Raw genomic sequence first — 18301 nt, 5'->3', positions numbered from 1 at the left:
CCAAAAGGGAGTTTTTTTACATTTGATAAGCAGTATGATTAAAACTGCTTATTTTATAAGCTTTCGTATAATATTCAATATTTGTATCAACTGTTTCTACCTTGACAACATCATAGCGCTCTTCTTGCTTTACTAAAAATAAATAGTATTCCTCTGTTGCCTCAATAATCGCAATTTTATCTGTTTCAACATTATATTGTTCACAAAGTGCTTGTAATGCGTTCACATACTCTCCTAATTTTTTAGACTTATCCATTCCGAATATAGTTTGAACTAACATATACATTCTCCCCTTTATATGTACTGTTAACACCTTAATGATAACGCTTACATTATTTATCGTCAATAAAAACATTCGATGGTTTTAACGCCAAATCTATATTGTAGCGAGCCAATAATCAGCGAGGAATTCCCCGCCAATTAAAGCTTCACTTTATCACTTCGTTAATTGATGCCTAAATGCATAAATAACTGCCTGAGTACGATCACTTACATTCAATTTATTTAATATGTTACTCACATGTGTCTTTACCGTTTTCAGTGCAATAAATAACTCGTCCGCAATCTCTTGATTACTTTTTCCCTCTGCAATTAATAACAAAATCTCAAACTCTCTTTCCGTTAAGTCATCATGCAAAGGTTGCTCTTTCTTTTGACGCATACGGGACATCATTTTCCCGGTAACTTTCGGCTCTAATACTGTTTCTCCATCATAAGTAGCTCGTACAGCATCAGCAATATCACTTGCTCTTGATGTTTTTAATAAGTAACTGGTCGCACCAGCCTCAATAACAGGGTACAATTTTTCGTCATCTAAAAAGCTTGTTACAACTACAATTTTTGCTTCTGGCCATTCTTGAATAATAGCACGTGTTGCTTCGACACCATCCATCTCATCCATAACAAGGTCCATTAAAATAATATCCGGTCTTAATTGCAATGCTAATTCTGATCCTTTTCGTCCATTCTCAGCTTCCCCTACTACTTCAATATCTGGCTGTGTAGATAAATATGCCGATACACCCATACGAACCATTTCATGATCATCGACAAGCAATACTTTTATCATACTTCTCCCCCTCTCTCAATCATAATCGGTACTTTTACTTCTATTTGTGTACCTTTGGCCGGGAAACTAAGCACCTTGAGTGTCCCACCAATTTCATGAACACGCTCTTGCATCGATCTTAGGCCATATGAACCTGCCTTATTAACGCCTACTTCAAACCCAACGCCGTCATCAATAATTTTTAAAATCGCATATTGATCAATTTTTCGAAGGCGCACTTCTGTTTTCTTTGCCTTTGCGTGTCGCAACGTATTTGATAGCGCTTCTTGCACAATACGGAATAAATGATCTTCTACACCTTTTTTTAATTCTATTGGCTCAATAAGCCATTCAATTTTCATATGTTGTTTTCGCGATAATTCCGTTAATAATTCCTCTATACCTTCTGTCAGTTTCTTACCTTCCAATTGTACAGGACGTAAATGAAGGAGCAATGCTCTCATTTCTGATTGAGCATTTACAACCATATTTTCAACAAGTTGTAATTGTTTTTTTGTCACATCTGGAAATTCAGTTATTTGTTCATTAATCGCTGACATCATCATCGACATTGCGAAAAGCTGCTGACTTACTGAATCATGCAACTCCCTTGCTAAACGATGCCTTTCTTGAGAAATCGCTTCTTGTCTCATCTCTTCATTCCAATGAGCTCGTTCATTCGTTACTTTTTGAAAGAGTCCAGCTTGCTCCTCTAATCGACGAGCCAAAACGATTACTTTTCGTTCCACTTCATGAAATTCATCATCTGCAGTAAACGAAACATCGCTCGGAAAATTCCCTCGCTCTACTTCAAATAGAAACGTATTTAATCCTTGTATACGCTGCTCTATATAGTAACCGATTGCATATCCTACAATTCCCCCGATAAGTAAACTTGTAGTCATAATAAACAAGCCAATTGGAACAGAAGCGATGGATTCCTTCCATAATAAATCATACACTTGTTGCTCGCTTTTCCATACATATACAATTGTACAAATGAGTGCGATACTAACTGAGGACAACATAGAATAACGAATATACATCCACGAAATATTTTTTTGTTTCTTCATTATACTTTCCTCACTTCCGTGTCGCCTACGACAAGCGAAGAAATAATTTTAATACGACGAGGAGCCTCTTTATACTGCTCTGTTCTAAATGTAACATTGCGGTTAAACCCTGTCTCTTCATGACCTGGCAAGAGCACACGTCCGACAATAACAGAATGATTTAAAGAAAGTTCAATATCATATGGCACATATAAACGAATATTACCAACGACACCCCGAATAACAATTACCGTTTCCCCTTCTGGAATCATAGCAGTAGTTAAATCTATTTCCACATCACAAGCACCGTATTGAACATTAATATCCTCAAGTTCATAAATATGATCCATCATTCGTACATTGCCTACAAACATATTTTTCAAATATGGTTCTGTACGATATATTTGCTTCTCTTCGTCTATAATCCCTTTTTCTTTAATTTCAACCTTCATCGCTTTTTGCTGATGCCCTTGTTGAATCAATTGATAACCAATTAAAGCTAAACAAGCAAATACGACAAGAACAAATGCTGCTGATGAAAATAAGAAGAATAAAAATACGATACCACCAACAAATAAAAATACATTTCCCCGTACATAACGATTCTTTTTACGATAATGCCTTCCAAACATAAGCATAATAAATGCAAAAATGAGACCACCTGGTTCAAAATGTCCAAGTATCATATCAAGAAAAAGACCGAATCCAAATATGATGAGGAGCATCCCCATTAATTGTGTCTTTGAAAAATGTTTCTTCATTTCAGCTCCCCCCTTCTTGTCACATATACATAGAAGAAAAGGCATTGCTTTCCAACACCTTTTCTCCTATCACTATATCATAAGCCTGTTTTATAATATACTACTATTATTTTGTTAACTCTTTCGTTAACGATACATCATTCTTTTCTTTCATTTCACGCTCAAGTTTTGCAATTTTCATATCAAATGTGTCACGCTCATGTTCTTCATTCATACGAGTTTCTAAGTCACGAATGTGATCTTCAATTTCTTCAAATCGTAAGAACGGATTATTTTCATCCATTTTATGCATCGCAGTATTCATACGACGATTTGCATGTGCCATATTTTCACGTGCCATTAGTTCCATACGCTTTGCGTGCATTTCTTTTAATTTATTTTTCATTTCAGAAAGACGACGCTCTAACTCATCAATTTGCTCTACAACACCTGCATACATTTCTTCTAATCGAGTTACTTGCCCTTCATAATAAGCTACCTCTTCTAACGCACGTTCGTGCAATTGTAATTCACCTGCTTCTTGAGCAATGATAGCTTGCTTTGATCTTTTGTTAACGAAATAACGTGCTTGCTCAAGCTCACGAGCAAAGTTAGATTTTAATGTTTTATGACGTTCAATTAACTTCTCAATTTTTGTTATTTCACGCTCACTATCACGTAAATATTGGTTTAACATCGCAATTGGATTTTTTCTTTCCTTCTCATCTAACACGTTATGAAAATCAGCTAAAATTGCATCGCGTACACGTCCGAATAAAGATTGTTTCATTATAAATCTTCCTCTCTTCTACTTTATTTATAATTTGATTTATTGTTTTAGTTTTTCATTAATTTGTTCCACTCATCTTCAAAGTTGCTATATGGTTTAGAACTTTCTGGAGCAGATTCAACAACTACATCTTTTTCTTTTTTCCACTCACGGTATCCGTAGTATAAAACCACTAAAGCAGCGATACCGATTAATGCTGGTGAATGAGAAAGCGCAATGGATAAACCGATTAAACCAACAATACCCCAAGCTAACTTCCCAAAAAATGACTTAGCTCGCACAAATGATTTATAGCTCCAATATACAACTCCTGCTCCGATTGCGAATCCTACAATACCAGCAAGACTACCAAGAGCAATTAAAGCCAAAATACCGGCTGCGATAAACGCTAGAAATTGTTTCATCTTGTGCTTGCCTCCCTTCGATTTGATACTCTTATCTTAACTATTTTTTCATCTTTCCATAACGAGCTTAAGAACCGTTTTTAACTCAGACTTAAGACCGAGTCATATTCAGCCCTTTACGCAAAAAAAACGTGCAGAGTTTATTCTCTGCACGTTTTTTTTAATTACTAACATTCATATTAAATTAAGCTGTTTTATGATACTCTTTTTTCTCAGCTACTTTCGAAAATCTTGGAAATCCAATTAAAATAGAAACAATCCCACATACTCCAACTAAGATTGGATAAAATGCATATGGCAACAATTCAACCGGAGATAACGCTGCAAATCCTGCTGCCGTTAACATTTGGGCACCGTACGGAATTAATCCTTGTACACAACATGAGAAAAGATCTAATACACTCGCTGATTTACGAGGGTCTATTTCATATTGATCTGCAATATTTTTTGCAAGCGGGCCTGTAAAGATAATCGAAATCGTATTATTCGCTGTACACATATTCGTCATACTTACTAAACCAGCAATACCAAATTCTGCACCTTTTTTCGAACGAATATTACGTGTTAATACATTCATTAAATATTGAATACCACCATTATATTGGATTAATTCAACCATACCGCCAATTAATATAGCAAGTAATACTAACTCCATCATACCGCCCATTCCAGTCGTTACACTTTTAAAGAAACTTTCTAACGTGTAACTTCCATCTATAAGACCGATAACACCAGATAATACAGTTCCACCAGTTAATACAATAAGTACATTCCAGCCAAGTAGCGCTGTAATAAGTACTCCTGCGTACGGTAAAATCTTTATCCAATCAAAGCTATGTGCTTTAATTTGCGTGTCACTTCCTGAAGTAACTATTACTAATAGTACAATTGTAATAATAGCCGCTGGTAACACAATTAAAAAATTCGTTTTAAACTTATCTTTCATTTCTGTTCCTTGTGAACGAACAGCTGCGATTGTTGTATCTGAAATAAATGATAAATTATCACCAAACATCGCTCCCCCAACAACAGTAGCCATTGCAAGCGCAATTGAGATATCAGTTTGACCACTAATACCTACAGCAATCGGCGCTAATGCTGCAATTGTTCCCATTGAAGTTCCCATTGCTAATGAAATAAATGCACCAATAACAAAGATTCCAGCTACGATAAATCCTGGCGGTAAAATAGTTAACGCTAAATTAACAGTTGAGTCTACTCCGCCCATTCCTTTAGCCGTTTCAGAAAATGCACCTGCAAGCACAAAAATTAATACCATAATCATAATATCCGGATTTCCTGCACCTTTAGCGAACCGCTCTACTTTCACATTAAAACTTTCTTTACGATTCATCACTAAAGCGACTCCTACAGCAATTGAAATCGCTACAAGTATCGGCAATTTATAGAAATCACCTGTAATAATTCCAGAACCAATAAATAGCGCCAAAAATATCCCAAGTGGTAATAAAGCTAAACCATTTCCTCTCGTTTCTTTCAAAGTACCATCTCTCCCTAGTTTCAACCTTTTTCTAATGAATAACAAAAGACCTCTTCCGGTGAGAAGAGGTCTTATACATCTATAAGAAACGCTCTTCTCATCTTTCAAGCACATGCTTGCTGGATTTGGCACAGCACTCTGAAATCGAGTCCGCTGCCGAGGCATCGTAGGGCCAGTCCCTCCGCCTCTCTTTATAAGAAGGTTTCATATTTATTTTTTAATAATAATTTCTTCCCTAACTTTACTCGCTTACAAAACAAAAGTCAATTATTTTTTGTATAGATTTTTTTGGTAATTATACAAAAATTTGAATACAATAATCATTTTAACTTTTCGATTTCTTCTTCCAATATTGAAATCCAATAAAATTCACTATTTTTTATTGCTGCTAATATCCATTTCGTAGTGTACCAAGCTAACTCATACTCTCCCTTCGTGACATCGCCACTTTTATAAGCATCCTCTAGCTCCTCTTCATCTAATACATACACCTTACCGCTAGGTAATAATACTACATCTAAATATAAATCATCAAAATACGGTAAACCACGATCGTCTATTTCATATTCTTTCGTCACATCAATATAATATTGCACTAAATTGTGCCTATCATCTAACATAGCTGTAATCGCAAAGTTCTTTCCATTAATGAAATATTGAACCCACGTATACCCATCACTTGCAATACAAATTTCTTTACCATCATATTCTTTACAACTAGGCTCTCTCACCTTTTTTATATCCAGTATTCCGAGCATTCCCTCTTCCACTTGCTTAAGCCTATAACTCTTTTCTATTAGTCTTTTCCACGAAGAACCGTCACCATATTTACGTTTCATTATGTATACTCCTCTTCTATATACAGAAAAGCTCCCACATATTATGTGAGAGCTTGTTCATATTATAATTAAGCAGCTTGACCCTTTTCAGAAATCTCTTTTAAATAAGCTTGTCCTTTTTCAGCGTCATATTGACCTTCCCACTTAGACATAACTACAGCTGCTAAAGAGTTTCCTACAACGTTAACTGCTGTACGAGCCATATCTAAAATACGGTCAATACCAGCAATGAACGCTAAACCTTCAGGTGGAATACCTACTGTACCAAGTGTCGCTAATAATACAACGAATGATACGCCCGGTACACCTGCGATACCTTTTGATGTAACCATTAATACAAGTAATAATGTAATTTGTTGTGTAATAGATAAATCAATACCGTACATTTGCGCCAAGAAAATAGCCGCAATTGCTTGATATAAAGTTGATCCATCTAAGTTAAATGAATAACCTGTCGGAATAACGAAAGATGTAATTGCTTTCGGACAACCGAATTTCTCCATTTTCTCCATGATTTTTGGTAAAACTGTTTCTGAGCTTGCTGTAGAATACGCTAAGATCAGCTCGTCTTTTAAAATCTTAAAGAATTGGAAAATGTTAATTCCAAATATTTTCGCTGTAAGTCCTAAGACAACTACGACGAAGAAAATCATTGCCCCATATACGACAATTAGCAATTTCCCTAATGGAATTAATGAAGCAAGACCAAATGTAGAAACTGTAACACCAATTAGTGCAAACACACCAAATGGTGCAAATTTCATAACTTGGTTTGTTACATAAAACATTGCGTCAGCTACACCTTGGAAAAATTGAAGAACTGGTCTTCCTCTTTCACCAATTGCTGCTACACCTAAACCAAATAGTACAGAGAAGAAGATAATAGCAAGCATATCTCCGTCAGCCAATGACTTCATAATGTTCGTTGGAACAATATTTACAAACGTATCTGCAAATGAATGACTTTGTACTTGCTCTGTCGTATGTGTATATTTCGAAATATCTGTCTTTGTTAACTGCTCCATATTTACGCCTTTTCCTGGTTGGAAAATATTCGCTATTAATAGACCAACAATAATTGCAATTGTTGTAATAATTTCAAAGTAAATTATTGTTTTTCCGCCTAGTCGACCTAGTTTTTTAACATCGCCAACACCAGCAACCCCAACAATAATACTTGCTACAACAATCGGTACAACGATCATTTTAATTAATCGGATGAAAATATCACCAATTGGTTGTAAGTACTTCACAACAGCTGGATTATCAAAGAAAATCGCCCCAACCGCAATACCAAGCGCAAGCCCTATTAATATTTGCCATGCAAGTCCTATTCTTTTCATATTTGTTGTAACCCCCTCTTCGATGTGTCACTCTATCTCTCATTCTATCTCTATAAAACTAAGAAATTAAGAGTATTACATATTATTCGACAATTCACTACATTTTGTCCCTGTTAAAAATCATAAATCAAAATTTAAAATCTGACAACAAAATAACTTTCCCCGAATGCAAATAATTTTCTTGACAAAAAATAAACCCATGTTAGAAAACCTCACATGAGAACGATTCCTTACTAGTGTTTTATTAGCTTTCTAAGTACTATTTCACCCCATAAAAACTATTACTTTCCTCCTGTATTTTACATATAAATCCCAAAATATACCTTTATTACAGCCATAAATAAAATGTAAGTACTATGACAATTAAAGTTGAAAAATGATAAATTCCGACAAAACTTAGCAATTTTATAAAGTTTTCTTTACATTATGATTACAACGATAGACACTCTTCTTCTTATGATATATAACATTCATAGGGAAAGGAGTCAGACAACTATGAAAAAGAAATTTGCAGCGTTTAGTGTTTTAGCAGCAGGAACGATTTTTGCTTCCCCGTTACTTTCACCCGTATACGCTGAAACAAATCAAGATAAATTATCTAACATTCAATCTGAATTAGAAGGCAAACAAAGTGACTTACAAAATAAATCAGTCGAGAAAGAACAAATAGAAAAAGAAATTCAAGAATTACAGAAGAAAATCGATGAATTAACTACTTCTATTAATAAAAACGAGGCTGAATTAAACGATACAAAAAAAGAAATTAGCAAAACACAACAAGTAATTACTGACAAAAAGAAACATATAGAACAATTACAAACAAACATAGATACACGTCAGGAAGTTATTAAACAACGATTACAATCTATGCAAGAAAAACCGCGTACAAATATCATTACAGAAGTATTAACAAACTCTACAAACATTGCTGATCTTGTTGATAATATGTACTCCGTAAGTTTAATATTAAACAACGATACAGATATTGTAAAAAAACAAACATCTGATCAAAATGCTGTAACTACAGAAAAAGAAGCTGTTGAGAAAAAAGAACAACAACTGAAAGAATCTGAGCAAAAACTAGAACAAAAACAACAAGAATTACAAAATAACCAACAGCAGCAACAGACTCTTATTAACAATCTACATACGAAAGTAGCAAAAGTAGATTCAGAGATTGAAGGATTAGAAGAATCCAAAGGCATTTTAGAAAATCAACGTCAAGCTGTGCAAAAAGCAATTGAAGAAGAAAAACGGGCCGAAGAAGCTCGTAAAGCGGAAGAAGCTCGCCAGGCAGAAGAGGCTCGCAAACAACAAGCTACTAAATCTGCTCAAGCTACTCAAGCAGCTCCAACACCACATGATACAAACATCGGTGGCTTTATCAAACCAGCAGCTGGATCAAAAACTTCCGGATTTGGTGTACGTTCTTTAGATAACCATAAAGGAATTGACATCGCCGCTTCGGGAACGGTTCCAATTATCGCTGCTGCAGATGGCGTTGTTATTCGCTCAGAATTATCATCTAGTTACGGAAACGTAGTGTATTTATCTCACCGTATAAACGGAAAAACATATACGACAGTATATGCTCATATGAATAGCCGTTCTGTATCGAATGGACAAACTGTAAAACAAGGCGATCAGCTTGGATTTATGGGGAACACGGGCCAATCATACGGACAACATTTACACTTCGAACTTCATCTTGGAGAATGGAATGTCGGCAAGACAAACGCAGTCGACCCATCTCCTTATATCGGATTATAAAAAACCTCGGTACCTACCGAGGTTTTTTATTTACACTTCACACAATATAGGCATTCTACATAGACTATAACTAAATGCCTATAGTTTACGAGGTGATCAATATGAATACGCAATTACAACAAAAAATAGAAGAAGCTAGAGCGACATTTATCGGCCGGATATTTACATTTGGCGGATCAGTTTTATTTTTAATCGGTTCATTCCTCGCAGTCACCACAGCCTATAAAGCGTATAATCGTCTATTACATTCAACAACATAAAAAAAGACGGGAGATCCCCGCCTTTTTTTATGCAAACATTTTAAATACACCTATCACATTTAAAAATACAATTATTACAGTTACCGGAATGACATAACGAAGTAAGAAGAACCAAATGTTAAATAACGTTTTCCCCTTCGTTTCCGTCACTTCTAATTCTTTCATCAACAACTCTTTACTCATTTTATTTGGTACAAATAATGAAATAGCTAGTACTCCTAACGGCAGCAATACGTTACTTACCGAAAAGTCGACTAAATCAAAGAATGTTTTCCCAAATATTTTCACGTCACTCATAATCCCAAATGATAACGCTGATGGAATACCGACTGCAAAAATAAGAATACCAATTAATAATGATGCTGACGGACGCTTCTTCTCATTACCTTTCGCAACAGATGCTACTACAATTTCAAGCATTGAAATTGCTGATGTTAAAGTCGCAAAGAAGAATAAAATTAAAAACATAATAAAGAAAAATTGACCAAATGGTATTTTTGCAAATACTGCTGGAAGGACGATAAACAGTAATCCCGGTCCTTCAGTCGGTTTAACTCCTAATGCGAAAATCGCTGGGAAAATTGCTAATCCTGCAAGTACTGTAACAAAAACAGTTAAACTTACAATAGATGTTGCCGATTTCGCTAAATGTTCCTCTTTCTTTAAATACGAACTATACGTTACCATTACCGAGGCACCTACAGTTAGCGAGAAGAAAGATTGTCCCATCGCATATAAAATTGTATCTGCTGTAAGCTTTGAAAAATCTGGTTTTAAGAAGAACTCTACTCCAGCAAAAGCACCATCGAGTGTTAACGCACGAACAATAATCGCAATAAATAAAATAAATAATAGCGGCATCATGTACTTACTTGCCTTTTCTATACCTTTCTCTACACCTTTACTTACAACAAAAATCGTACAAAGCATAAAGATAAATTGCGCTCCAATCGCACTTAACGGATTTGAAATCGTTTCACCGAACAATTGTCCATAATCAGCTACTCCATTCCAGAAACTTCCTGTCACACTATAATATAAATAAAGTAAAATCCATCCACCTACAACGCTATAAAAAGATAGTACACTAAAACAAGTAACAACTCCCATACGACCAATCCAAGGATATAATTTGCTATTTGGCACTAGTACTTTATAAGCTGTAACCGCCTCTTTTTGCGTACTACGTCCAATAACAAACTCCGCTATTAGAAGAGGCATACCTATAAATAAAGTTAACAGTAAAAATACAAGGAAGAATGCGCCTCCCCCGCCATTACCTGCAACATATGGAAATTTCCATATCGCACCAAGACCTACTGCGGCTCCGGCTGCTGCGAGTACAAAGCCTATTTTCGACGTCCATTGCTGTGTTTCTTTCATCATAAATTCTCCTTTTCTGAATATTTAAACTTTTGTTAATTATACACTTTCATTTCATACTCGCACACCTCCTTTAGAAAATAAAAAAGTCCCCTACACGCAAATATGCATGTAGAGGACGATATATGTAATGTAAATACCGTGGTACCACCTCAATTGGATTGATAAATCCCACTTGTTCAAGTACAGGAATAATTCCGATACTCTATCCTTTTAACGGCGGAACCCGGGTTGCCTACTACAATGTTCAACATACCTCTCGCAAGCCCATTCTGTATAATTTATCGTACCGGGCTCCCACCTAACCCCAGCTCTCTGAACGCATCAAATATACGTACTCTTCTTGCTCATCGATTTCATCTATTGAAGTTACTTGTGATTATAAATTATATTTTTATATTTGTAAAGCGCACTTTATCTTTTATTATTTTAAAACCTTTCCCTCTAATTCTCGCAAAAAACTTTCTCTTTCTCTCTCGTTTTGCACATATACTGATTTCAACACTTCTTGGAGTAATATATTTCGTTCTCTCTTTTCTAACTTTAAATCTTTTAACTTCACCCTTACTTCATATAAAAAATCTAAATACGATTCATATGTCTCATCATATTTATTTGCAATCTCATCTCGAATTTTTTTTGCGAGCTTTGGGCTCGCTCCCCCAGTAGAAACTGCTATATTAAGCAAACCACGATGAATCGCTGCTGGAAAGTGAACATTACCACTTTCCGGATTTGTAATAACATTTACTAATTGATTCTCTGCGGCATCTTCAGCAACTTGTTCATTTAATATTGAATCACTACTCGCTGCAACAACTAAAAAAGCATTTTTAATATCACTTTTTTCATATTCTCTTTGATACCAACGAATTTTCTTTTCTTCCACAAGTTTTACTAAATTCGCATCTAATTCTGGACTGATCACAACTATATCCGCACCTTGTTTGAGTAAAGGAATAATTTTAAATCCTGCAACTTTTCCCCCACCAATAACAACAACGCGTTTCTCATTAACTCGCACTGTAAGTGGATACATACTGATCTCCTTTCAATAACTCCGTCGTTTTCTGAATTAACATATCTTGTAACGCTTCATTCTTCCCTAAATATGGACTGATTTTAATCTCTTCCAATGCATATTGGCGCACTTCTTTCTCAATATGTTTCATAAGTAAACCTGTAAATAACAAATAAGGTAGCACAACGATGTTCTCCACTTCCCGTTCTACAACTTCCTTCAATTTCCTCTCAAATTTCGGCTCCGCAGCCGCTAAATAACAAACCTCAACTTTTTTAATTTTCTCCTCAGCTTGAAATAAAGAGGCGATCCATTTTATATCTTGTAATACTTCAGGATCACTACTTCCTCTTGCAACGAGCAGAAGGGTCACTTCAGCCTTCCCTTCCTTTTCAATACCACTTCCGTTATATACTGATTTGATAAGTGTTTCTGATACACCAAACGGATTACCATAAGTCACTTTAACATTCGGATATTGATTCTTGAGCTTTACCAATTCAAATGGAATATCTTTCTTCACATGACCTGCCGCTAATAAAAAAACAGGGATGGCAATAATCTCCGTAGCCCCACGCTTCACACATGTACGAAAACCATCTTCAATAGAAGGATTCGCTAACTCTAAAAAACAAACTTCTTGAATATTCGCTTCTATACGACTCATACACGATGTAATAAATTGAATCGCCTCTTCTTTCGCTGTCTTCAAACGACTTCCATGACATATATATAAGACGGCTTTCATTTTACAACACTCCACTTACTTGATAAGCATTTTCCGTTTGCTTCTCAAACCAATGGATTTTTTCTCTAAAACGGACAACTTCTCCAATTACAATCATGCTCGGATTTTGAATTTGCTCTTTTTTCGCAACATCTACAATTGTTCCTAATGTCCCAACAACTGTACGTTGCATAGACGTCGTCCCCTGCTCAATAATAGCAGCTGGCGTACTTTTATCTTTTCCATGCTTCATAAGTTGCTCACATATGTAGGGCAAATTACTAACTCCCATATATATCGCTAAAGTCTCTACACCTTTCGCTAAACTTTCCCATTTCACTTCTTCTTCAGCACCTTCTTTCCTATGCCCAGTCACAATAGCAAAACTTGCACTTGCATCACGGTGCGTCACTGGAATACCAGCATAAGCAGGTGCAGCTATTCCAGACGAAATACCTGGGACGATTTCAAATGGTACACCTTGCTTTGCTAATGCTTCCGCTTCTTCTCCCCCTCTACCAAATACAAATGGATCGCCGCCCTTAAGCCTCGTTACAACTTTCCCTTTTTTCGCATACTTAATAAGAAATGTATTAATTGTTTCTTGCTTCATCGTGTGATAATTCGGGAGTTTCCCGCAATAAATTAAATCCGCGTCAGGCTTTGCGTGTGAAAGCAGCTCTTTATTCACAAGGCGATCGTATAAAATAACATCTGCCTTCTCAATACATTTCAACCCTTTAACAGTAATTAAATCTGGATCGCCAGGACCCGCTCCAACAATATAAACCTTCCCCATCATCTCTCCTCATTTCTACTATTAAAATGAAACTTCCATTCGTATATAAGAATGGAAGTTTTTATTTTTTCGTATTACTAATCTCTACTCATGAATAACAAATGCTGCACCTTTTCGAATCTTCTTTTTTTCAAACAAAGAAATCTCTTTTACCTCTGGCAACGGTAAAAAATGTTTTTCAAGCTCAATCTCCGCAAGCTTAAATGCCTGTTCTTCACTTTGAGCAACAACAACAATCGGAACAATATCACTCACTAATACAGCTTCAAATCGATATAAATCCATATTGTCCCCCCCTAAGACGCTATGACTTCTTCTAACACGTTATTTAACGCTATTTGTAATGTGTCTACACCAACACGACCTACAAAATCATAAAATGTTTCGGCTGGTAATTTATTCTCTTTGAAATAACTTATAAATGATGCGAGTACATCAGGTAAATCCTCGCCATCTATTTTTCCTTTTAACTTTTGATTGTAGGCACCGCCATCTAACAACGTTCCACCTACATATATCTCAAATGCTTCAACAATTCCCTTTTCCTTCGTTTTCATTTTCACCCCTTGTAACCCAATGTCAGCAATTTGACGTTGACCACATGAATTCGGGCAGCCTACCATATGAATTCGAACTGGAACATCGAGTGCAATTTGTGTATCTAAGTATTCTGCAATTTTTCGTAATCTTTCTTTCGTTTCTACTAATGCAAGATTACAATATTCAATACCGGTACATGAAACCGCATGACCAATAAATGATTTTGGGCTTGCAGATATCGCTTCAAACAACGGTTCACTAAGTAATCCTTTTACATTTTCCGGAGGAACGTTCGGAATAATGAAATTTTGTGAATTACATGTACGAATTTGTCCATTTCCATATTGCTTTGCGATTCTTGCAATCTCAAACATTTCTTCTGCATGTAAACGACCTACCGGTACATTAAAACCTACATATTTTAATCCCTCTTGTTTTTGGTCTTGAACACCATAAAAATAGCCTGCATTCCATCCTTTGAGTGCACTTTCCCCTTTACTTTGTAAAGGCCCTGTATACTCTATTAGTTTCTCTTTAAATTTCTCTGCTCCCCAGTCCGCAACAAGAAATTTCAAACGGGCTAAATGACGTTTCTCACGATATCCAAAATCACGGAATATAGTAGCAATCGCAATTGCCACTGCCTTCACTTCTTCTGGTAAAACGAACACATCTAATTCATCAGCTAAATATGGACGGGCTGATAATCCTCCGCCTACTTTTATATGAAAACCAATTTTTTTCTCACCATCTATTTCTTTCGTAGCAGGTGTAAATGCAACACAGTTAATCTCTGCGTTTGCTGAGTTATAAATATTAGAACTAATAGACATTTTAAATTTACGTGGCAAATTAGAAAACTCTTCATTATGTTGGAAATAGTCATATACCTCTTTCACAATATGTGTCGTATCAAATAGTTCATTTGCATCAATTCCAGCAAGCGGATTACCTGTAATATTCCGCGTTATATCACCACAAGCCCCCGCTGAAGATAATCCAACTCTTGCTAATCTTTTAAAAATATCTGGAATTTGCTGAATTTCTAACCAGTGAAACTGAATCGCCTGTCTCGTAGTAATATCTATTACATCACGTCCATAATCCTCAGCGATAGAAGCAAGTACTTCTGCCTGCGCATTTGTAATAATCCCTGACGGAATATTTACCCGCATCATAAAATAACCAGCTTCTTTTGGACGTTGTAAATACAATCCTGCCCATTTAAAGGCATCCCACTCTTCTTTCGGAATAGATTCAAATCCATTTTCCGCATAGTAAGGAATATCATTAAAAATTTCTAATCCATCTTTTTCTAATTTATTTTTCTCCGTTTGATTTAGTTTTTCATTGTTAGCCCATACTTTTTCATAACTCATTTTTAAATCCCCCTATATAAAGTGAAACTTTAATCAGTAGAGTTTTGTTCATCCCACGCTGATTATTAGCCTTAACCAATCGGGTATTTACGGGCAGCCCGACCCCCACCTAACTTCCTTGCCCCAACCGAACTTTGAGGTAGGAATTTTACTTCCCGGCAAATAGCGGGATAAAACTACGCTCTTGTAAGTACTGCACGATTTGTTCTGCACATTCTTCAATAGAATATTTGTGCGTTTCTACAATTAATTCTGCTTGCTCTGGCTCTTCATAAGGCGAATCAATACCTGTGAAATCCTTAATATCACCTTTTCTTGCCTTTTTATAAAGCCCTTTCGGATCACGTTTCTCACACTCTTCAATCGGACACTTCACAAAAATTTCAATAAATTCATCTGCCGCTAATAAATCTCTTACTTGTTTGCGGTCTACTCGAAATGGTGAAATAAATGCTGTAAGGACAACTGTTCCTTGATCTACAAATAACTTTGCCACTTCGCCAATACGTCTTATATTTTCCATGCGATCACTTTCAGAAAATCCTAAGTCTTTATTTAAACCGTGGCGAATGTTATCCCCATCCAGCACATAATTTCCAATATTCTTTTCAAACAGTTTACGAGCGACCGCATTCGCTACTGTAGATTTACCCGAAGCTGATAAACCAGTAAACCAAATTACAAAACTGTGATGTCCATTCTTCACTCTTCTCTCATCTTTTGAAACCGAAGCTGTATGCCAAGTAATATTCGTATCCATCTCGTTCTCTCCCTATTCTGTTACTACTTCTTTTTTTAAACCTTTAATTAGCACTTCTACTACTTCTTTACGACTAAATGTACTTGGCGGAATCTCACCGTTTCTTAATAATTCTCTTACTTTCGTACCTGATAAAATAACATGATCTTCTTTTCCGTGCGGACATGTTTTCGTTGAAGCCATCGCTTCACATTTCGTGCAGTAAAAACTATGTTCAAAGAATAGTGGTGTAATGCCTAACTCTTCTATCGTAAAATTCGTGAAGATTTCTTGCGCTTCGTATGTTCCGTAATAATCTCCTACTCCGGCATGATCACGTCCTACAATAAAGTGGGTACATCCAAAATTCTTTCTTACTAACGCATGAAATATCGCTTCTCTTGGTCCTGCGTAACGCATTGCAGCAGGAAATACACTTAAAAAGACACGATTTTTCGGATAATAGTTTTGAAGGAGTACTTCATAGCTTTCCATTCTTACATCAGCAGGAATATCGTCCGATTTCGTTTCTCCAACGAGTGGATTTAAAAAGAGACCATCTACAATTTCAAGAGCAGATTTTTGAATATACTCATGGGCACGATGTACCGGGTTTCTCGTTTGAAATCCGACTACTGTTTTCCACCCACGTTTTTTAAATTCTTCTCTCGTTTCAATTGGGTCTAAATGATAAGAAGGAAATTGATTATTTTCAAAGCGTTTTGTTAGAATAATAGTTCCTCCAACGTAAACGTTTGGTCGTTCATATAATTTTTTCACTCCTGGATGAGCCTCATCCGTTGTTTTATATACAAGTAACGCTTCTTTTTCTTTATCTGGTACGAAAATATCTTCTATTTTAATAGCACCATATATATTTCCATTGTTGACAAGCTTTACTCCCTCTCCGGTCTTCAGGCTTTCTGCGACTTCTTCTGTTACCGGTAATGTAATTGGTATACTCCACACACTACCATTTGCTAAACGAAGCGTTTCTACGACTGAATCATAATCTTCCTTCCCCAAAAAACCAGTAAGCGGGCTATATCCACCTGTCGCCAATAGTTCTAAATCACTTAAAGCAATGTTGTCTAATTTAATTTCTTTTTCAATTTGTGATATATCATATGTCTCATCTATACGGTTTACTAATTCGTTTACTGTGCTCATTTTCTATATCCCCTCTTAGCTTTATTTCAAGATTCATCTTATTGATAATGAAGACCACATTCGGTTTTCACTTTCCCAGCCCATCTACCATCTCTTGAATCGCCACCATCCCCTACAGGTAAAGTACATTTCTCACACCCAATACTTAGATAGCCAACATCATGCAACGGGTTATACGGCAAGCTATGTTTGTATACATATCGCCAAACTTCTTTCCACGTCCAATGAATAAGTGGACAAACTTTAATAGATTGAAAACGATGATCTTGATTTATAAACTTTGTATGCTTACGTGTTTCTGATTGTTCCCTTCTTAAGCCCGATATCCATGCTTTTTCCACGACTAATGATTTTTCTAAAGGTGAAATTTTTCTAATCTTACAACAAAGATTCGGATTGCTCTCCCACAGTTTTTCACCATGCAACTTCGCCTGTTCATCAAGTGTAAGTTCTGGCTGCTTTTCTATAATATTCAATGAAGGAAATCGTTCCCTCACTCTTTGAATTAATTCATATGTTTCTTGAAAATGAACATTTGTATCCAAAAATACAACTTTAGCAGATGGATTTACTTGGTTTATAAGGTGCAGCAATACCATACCTTCCACCCCAAAGCTACATGCGTAGACGATTTCATCTTTATACTCTTCATAAGCCCAATTTAATACTGATAACGCGCCTTTTGTTTCATCTTCTTCCGAAAACGAAACAACATTTTCTTCCCACGTTTCATACGTCAACATGTTTTTTCCCCCTGTAAAAGCAAAAAGACGGTTTTAACCTAATGAAAATAGGT

20 protein-coding genes, 1 riboswitch and 1 other annotated feature are annotated in these 18301 nt (G+C 35.9%); of the genes, 2 read left to right on the top strand and 18 right to left on the bottom strand.

The features are described 5' to 3' along the window. Positions 1 to 16: 16 nt before the first annotated feature. The 9 genes from QCI81_RS21435 to gltP all read right to left on the bottom strand — a co-directional run bounded on the left by QCI81_RS21435 (position 17) and on the right by gltP (position 7717). Positions 17 to 355, bottom strand: coding sequence for a DUF3922 domain-containing protein (locus QCI81_RS21435; RefSeq protein WP_072939635.1), 339 nt, complete (start codon positions 353 to 355; stop codon positions 17 to 19). Between the two features lie 81 nt (positions 356 to 436). Further along, positions 437 to 1069: a response regulator gene (locus QCI81_RS21430; protein WP_000598707.1), complete on the bottom strand. Its 633-nt coding sequence runs from the start codon at positions 1067 to 1069 to the stop codon at positions 437 to 439. Then, positions 1066 to 2121, bottom strand: a complete 1056-nt coding sequence (locus tag QCI81_RS21425; protein ID WP_000744326.1) for a sensor histidine kinase — start codon at positions 2119 to 2121, stop codon at positions 1066 to 1068. Before QCI81_RS21425 ends, QCI81_RS21430 begins: the two co-directional genes overlap by 4 nt. After that, on the bottom strand, positions 2121 to 2861 hold the full coding sequence (gene liaF / locus QCI81_RS21420; protein ID WP_000716094.1) for a cell wall-active antibiotics response protein LiaF: 741 nt from the start codon (positions 2859 to 2861) through the stop codon (positions 2121 to 2123). Before liaF ends, QCI81_RS21425 begins: the two co-directional genes overlap by 1 nt. Before the next feature lie 106 nt (positions 2862 to 2967). Further along, positions 2968 to 3630 carry a PspA/IM30 family protein gene (locus tag QCI81_RS21415; protein WP_000814127.1) on the bottom strand — a complete coding sequence of 221 codons (663 nt, stop codon included), beginning with the start codon at positions 3628 to 3630 and terminating at the stop codon, positions 2968 to 2970. 47 nt (positions 3631 to 3677) lie between these two features. Further along, positions 3678 to 4034 (bottom strand): lmo0954 family membrane protein, encoded by a 357-nt coding sequence (locus QCI81_RS21410; RefSeq protein WP_000808640.1) that lies wholly within the window; start codon positions 4032 to 4034, stop codon positions 3678 to 3680. Between the two features lie 184 nt (positions 4035 to 4218). Then, the gene (locus tag QCI81_RS21405; protein WP_000665496.1) at positions 4219 to 5535 is read right to left on the bottom strand and encodes a Na+/H+ antiporter NhaC family protein; all 1317 of its coding nucleotides are present in this window, start codon (positions 5533 to 5535) and stop codon (positions 4219 to 4221) included. A gap of 94 nt (positions 5536 to 5629) precedes the next feature. Beyond that, positions 5630 to 5735: riboswitch (SAM riboswitch) on the bottom strand. 120 nt (positions 5736 to 5855) lie between these two features. After that, a complete protein-coding gene (locus tag QCI81_RS21400) occupies positions 5856 to 6374 on the bottom strand; it encodes a ribonuclease FAU-1 family protein (RefSeq protein ID WP_071730749.1) in 519 nt (172 codons plus the stop codon). A gap of 68 nt (positions 6375 to 6442) precedes the next feature. Further along, positions 6443 to 7717: a glutamate/aspartate:proton symporter GltP gene (gltP, locus tag QCI81_RS21395; RefSeq protein ID WP_071730747.1), complete on the bottom strand. Its 1275-nt coding sequence runs from the start codon at positions 7715 to 7717 to the stop codon at positions 6443 to 6445. A gap of 495 nt (positions 7718 to 8212) precedes the next feature. On the opposite strand from gltP, the gene QCI81_RS21390 reads away from it, so the two are divergent. Then, positions 8213 to 9487, top strand: a complete 1275-nt coding sequence (locus tag QCI81_RS21390; RefSeq protein WP_071730745.1) for a murein hydrolase activator EnvC family protein — start codon at positions 8213 to 8215, stop codon at positions 9485 to 9487. Positions 9488 to 9588: 101 nt separating this feature from the next. After that, positions 9589 to 9747, top strand: coding sequence for a hypothetical protein (locus QCI81_RS21385; protein WP_001095997.1), 159 nt, complete (start codon positions 9589 to 9591; stop codon positions 9745 to 9747). Between the two features lie 27 nt (positions 9748 to 9774). On the opposite strand, the gene QCI81_RS21380 is transcribed toward QCI81_RS21385, so the two are convergent. The 9 genes from QCI81_RS21380 to QCI81_RS21340 form a co-directional block, all read right to left on the bottom strand. Beyond that, entirely contained in the window at positions 9775 to 11130 is a 1356-nt protein-coding gene (locus tag QCI81_RS21380) for a sodium-dependent transporter (protein WP_053564908.1), read from the bottom strand. A gap of 111 nt (positions 11131 to 11241) precedes the next feature. Then, positions 11242 to 11490: a binding site (T-box leader), on the bottom strand. A 64-nt stretch (positions 11491 to 11554) separates the two neighbouring features. Then, positions 11555 to 12169: an NAD(P)-binding protein gene (locus QCI81_RS21375; protein ID WP_071730743.1), complete on the bottom strand. Its 615-nt coding sequence runs from the start codon at positions 12167 to 12169 to the stop codon at positions 11555 to 11557. Further along, entirely contained in the window at positions 12144 to 12899 is a 756-nt protein-coding gene (locus tag QCI81_RS21370; protein WP_000648881.1) for a sirohydrochlorin chelatase, read from the bottom strand. Before QCI81_RS21370 ends, QCI81_RS21375 begins: the two co-directional genes overlap by 26 nt. Position 12900: 1 nt before the next feature. Continuing rightward, complete coding sequence (gene cobA / locus QCI81_RS21365; protein WP_000521256.1) at positions 12901 to 13677, bottom strand: uroporphyrinogen-III C-methyltransferase; 777 nt, start codon at positions 13675 to 13677, stop codon at positions 12901 to 12903. A gap of 84 nt (positions 13678 to 13761) precedes the next feature. Further along, positions 13762 to 13962 (bottom strand): DUF3906 family protein, encoded by a 201-nt coding sequence (locus QCI81_RS21360; RefSeq protein ID WP_000366918.1) that lies wholly within the window; start codon positions 13960 to 13962, stop codon positions 13762 to 13764. An 11-nt stretch (positions 13963 to 13973) separates the two neighbouring features. Beyond that, positions 13974 to 15596: a nitrite/sulfite reductase gene (locus QCI81_RS21355; RefSeq protein ID WP_071730741.1), complete on the bottom strand. Its 1623-nt coding sequence runs from the start codon at positions 15594 to 15596 to the stop codon at positions 13974 to 13976. A 148-nt stretch (positions 15597 to 15744) separates the two neighbouring features. Continuing rightward, a complete protein-coding gene (gene cysC, locus QCI81_RS21350) occupies positions 15745 to 16356 on the bottom strand; it encodes an adenylyl-sulfate kinase (protein WP_000380507.1) in 612 nt (203 codons plus the stop codon). Between the two features lie 12 nt (positions 16357 to 16368). Beyond that, positions 16369 to 17505 carry a sulfate adenylyltransferase gene (gene sat / locus QCI81_RS21345; protein ID WP_071730739.1) on the bottom strand — a complete coding sequence of 379 codons (1137 nt, stop codon included), beginning with the start codon at positions 17503 to 17505 and terminating at the stop codon, positions 16369 to 16371. Positions 17506 to 17543: 38 nt separating this feature from the next. After that, complete coding sequence (locus QCI81_RS21340; RefSeq protein WP_071730737.1) at positions 17544 to 18248, bottom strand: phosphoadenylyl-sulfate reductase; 705 nt, start codon at positions 18246 to 18248, stop codon at positions 17544 to 17546. Between the last annotated feature and the right edge of the window lie 53 nt (positions 18249 to 18301).

Source organism: Bacillus cereus group sp. MG20 (genome assembly GCF_040459885.1).
Lineage (GTDB): Bacteria > Bacillota > Bacilli > Bacillales > Bacillaceae_G > Bacillus_A > Bacillus_A cereus.
The sequence above is the reverse complement of the archived record's forward strand: the minus strand, read 5'-3'. Positions and strand labels throughout refer to the sequence as shown.

Bases quoted from the DNA above. Each gene is read 5' to 3' on its own strand.
- QCI81_RS21435 (WP_072939635.1), bottom strand. From the start codon at position 355: ATGTTTTTATTGACGATAAATAATGTAAGCGTTATCATTAAGGTGTTA.
- QCI81_RS21430 (WP_000598707.1), bottom strand. From the start codon at position 1,069: ATGATAAAAGTATTGCTTGTCGATGATCATGAAATGGTTCGTATGGGT.
- QCI81_RS21425 (WP_000744326.1), bottom strand. From the start codon at position 2,121: ATGAAGAAACAAAAAAATATTTCGTGGATGTATATTCGTTATTCTATG.
- liaF (WP_000716094.1), bottom strand. From the start codon at position 2,861: ATGAAGAAACATTTTTCAAAGACACAATTAATGGGGATGCTCCTCATC.
- QCI81_RS21415 (WP_000814127.1), bottom strand. From the start codon at position 3,630: ATGAAACAATCTTTATTCGGACGTGTACGCGATGCAATTTTAGCTGAT.
- QCI81_RS21410 (WP_000808640.1), bottom strand. From the start codon at position 4,034: ATGAAACAATTTCTAGCGTTTATCGCAGCCGGTATTTTGGCTTTAATT.
- QCI81_RS21400 (WP_071730749.1), bottom strand. From the start codon at position 6,374: ATGAAACGTAAATATGGTGACGGTTCTTCGTGGAAAAGACTAATAGAA.
- gltP (WP_071730747.1), bottom strand. From the start codon at position 7,717: ATGAAAAGAATAGGACTTGCATGGCAAATATTAATAGGGCTTGCGCTT.
- QCI81_RS21390 (WP_071730745.1), top strand. From the start codon at position 8,213: ATGAAAAAGAAATTTGCAGCGTTTAGTGTTTTAGCAGCAGGAACGATT.
- QCI81_RS21385 (WP_001095997.1), top strand. From the start codon at position 9,589: ATGAATACGCAATTACAACAAAAAATAGAAGAAGCTAGAGCGACATTT.
- QCI81_RS21380 (WP_053564908.1), bottom strand. From the start codon at position 11,130: ATGAAAGAAACACAGCAATGGACGTCGAAAATAGGCTTTGTACTCGCA.
- QCI81_RS21375 (WP_071730743.1), bottom strand. From the start codon at position 12,169: ATGTATCCACTTACAGTGCGAGTTAATGAGAAACGCGTTGTTGTTATT.
- QCI81_RS21370 (WP_000648881.1), bottom strand. From the start codon at position 12,899: ATGAAAGCCGTCTTATATATATGTCATGGAAGTCGTTTGAAGACAGCG.
- cobA (WP_000521256.1), bottom strand. From the start codon at position 13,677: ATGGGGAAGGTTTATATTGTTGGAGCGGGTCCTGGCGATCCAGATTTA.
- QCI81_RS21360 (WP_000366918.1), bottom strand. From the start codon at position 13,962: ATGGATTTATATCGATTTGAAGCTGTATTAGTGAGTGATATTGTTCCG.
- QCI81_RS21355 (WP_071730741.1), bottom strand. From the start codon at position 15,596: ATGAGTTATGAAAAAGTATGGGCTAACAATGAAAAACTAAATCAAACG.
- cysC (WP_000380507.1), bottom strand. From the start codon at position 16,356: ATGGATACGAATATTACTTGGCATACAGCTTCGGTTTCAAAAGATGAG.
- sat (WP_071730739.1), bottom strand. From the start codon at position 17,505: ATGAGCACAGTAAACGAATTAGTAAACCGTATAGATGAGACATATGAT.
- QCI81_RS21340 (WP_071730737.1), bottom strand. From the start codon at position 18,248: ATGTTGACGTATGAAACGTGGGAAGAAAATGTTGTTTCGTTTTCGGAA.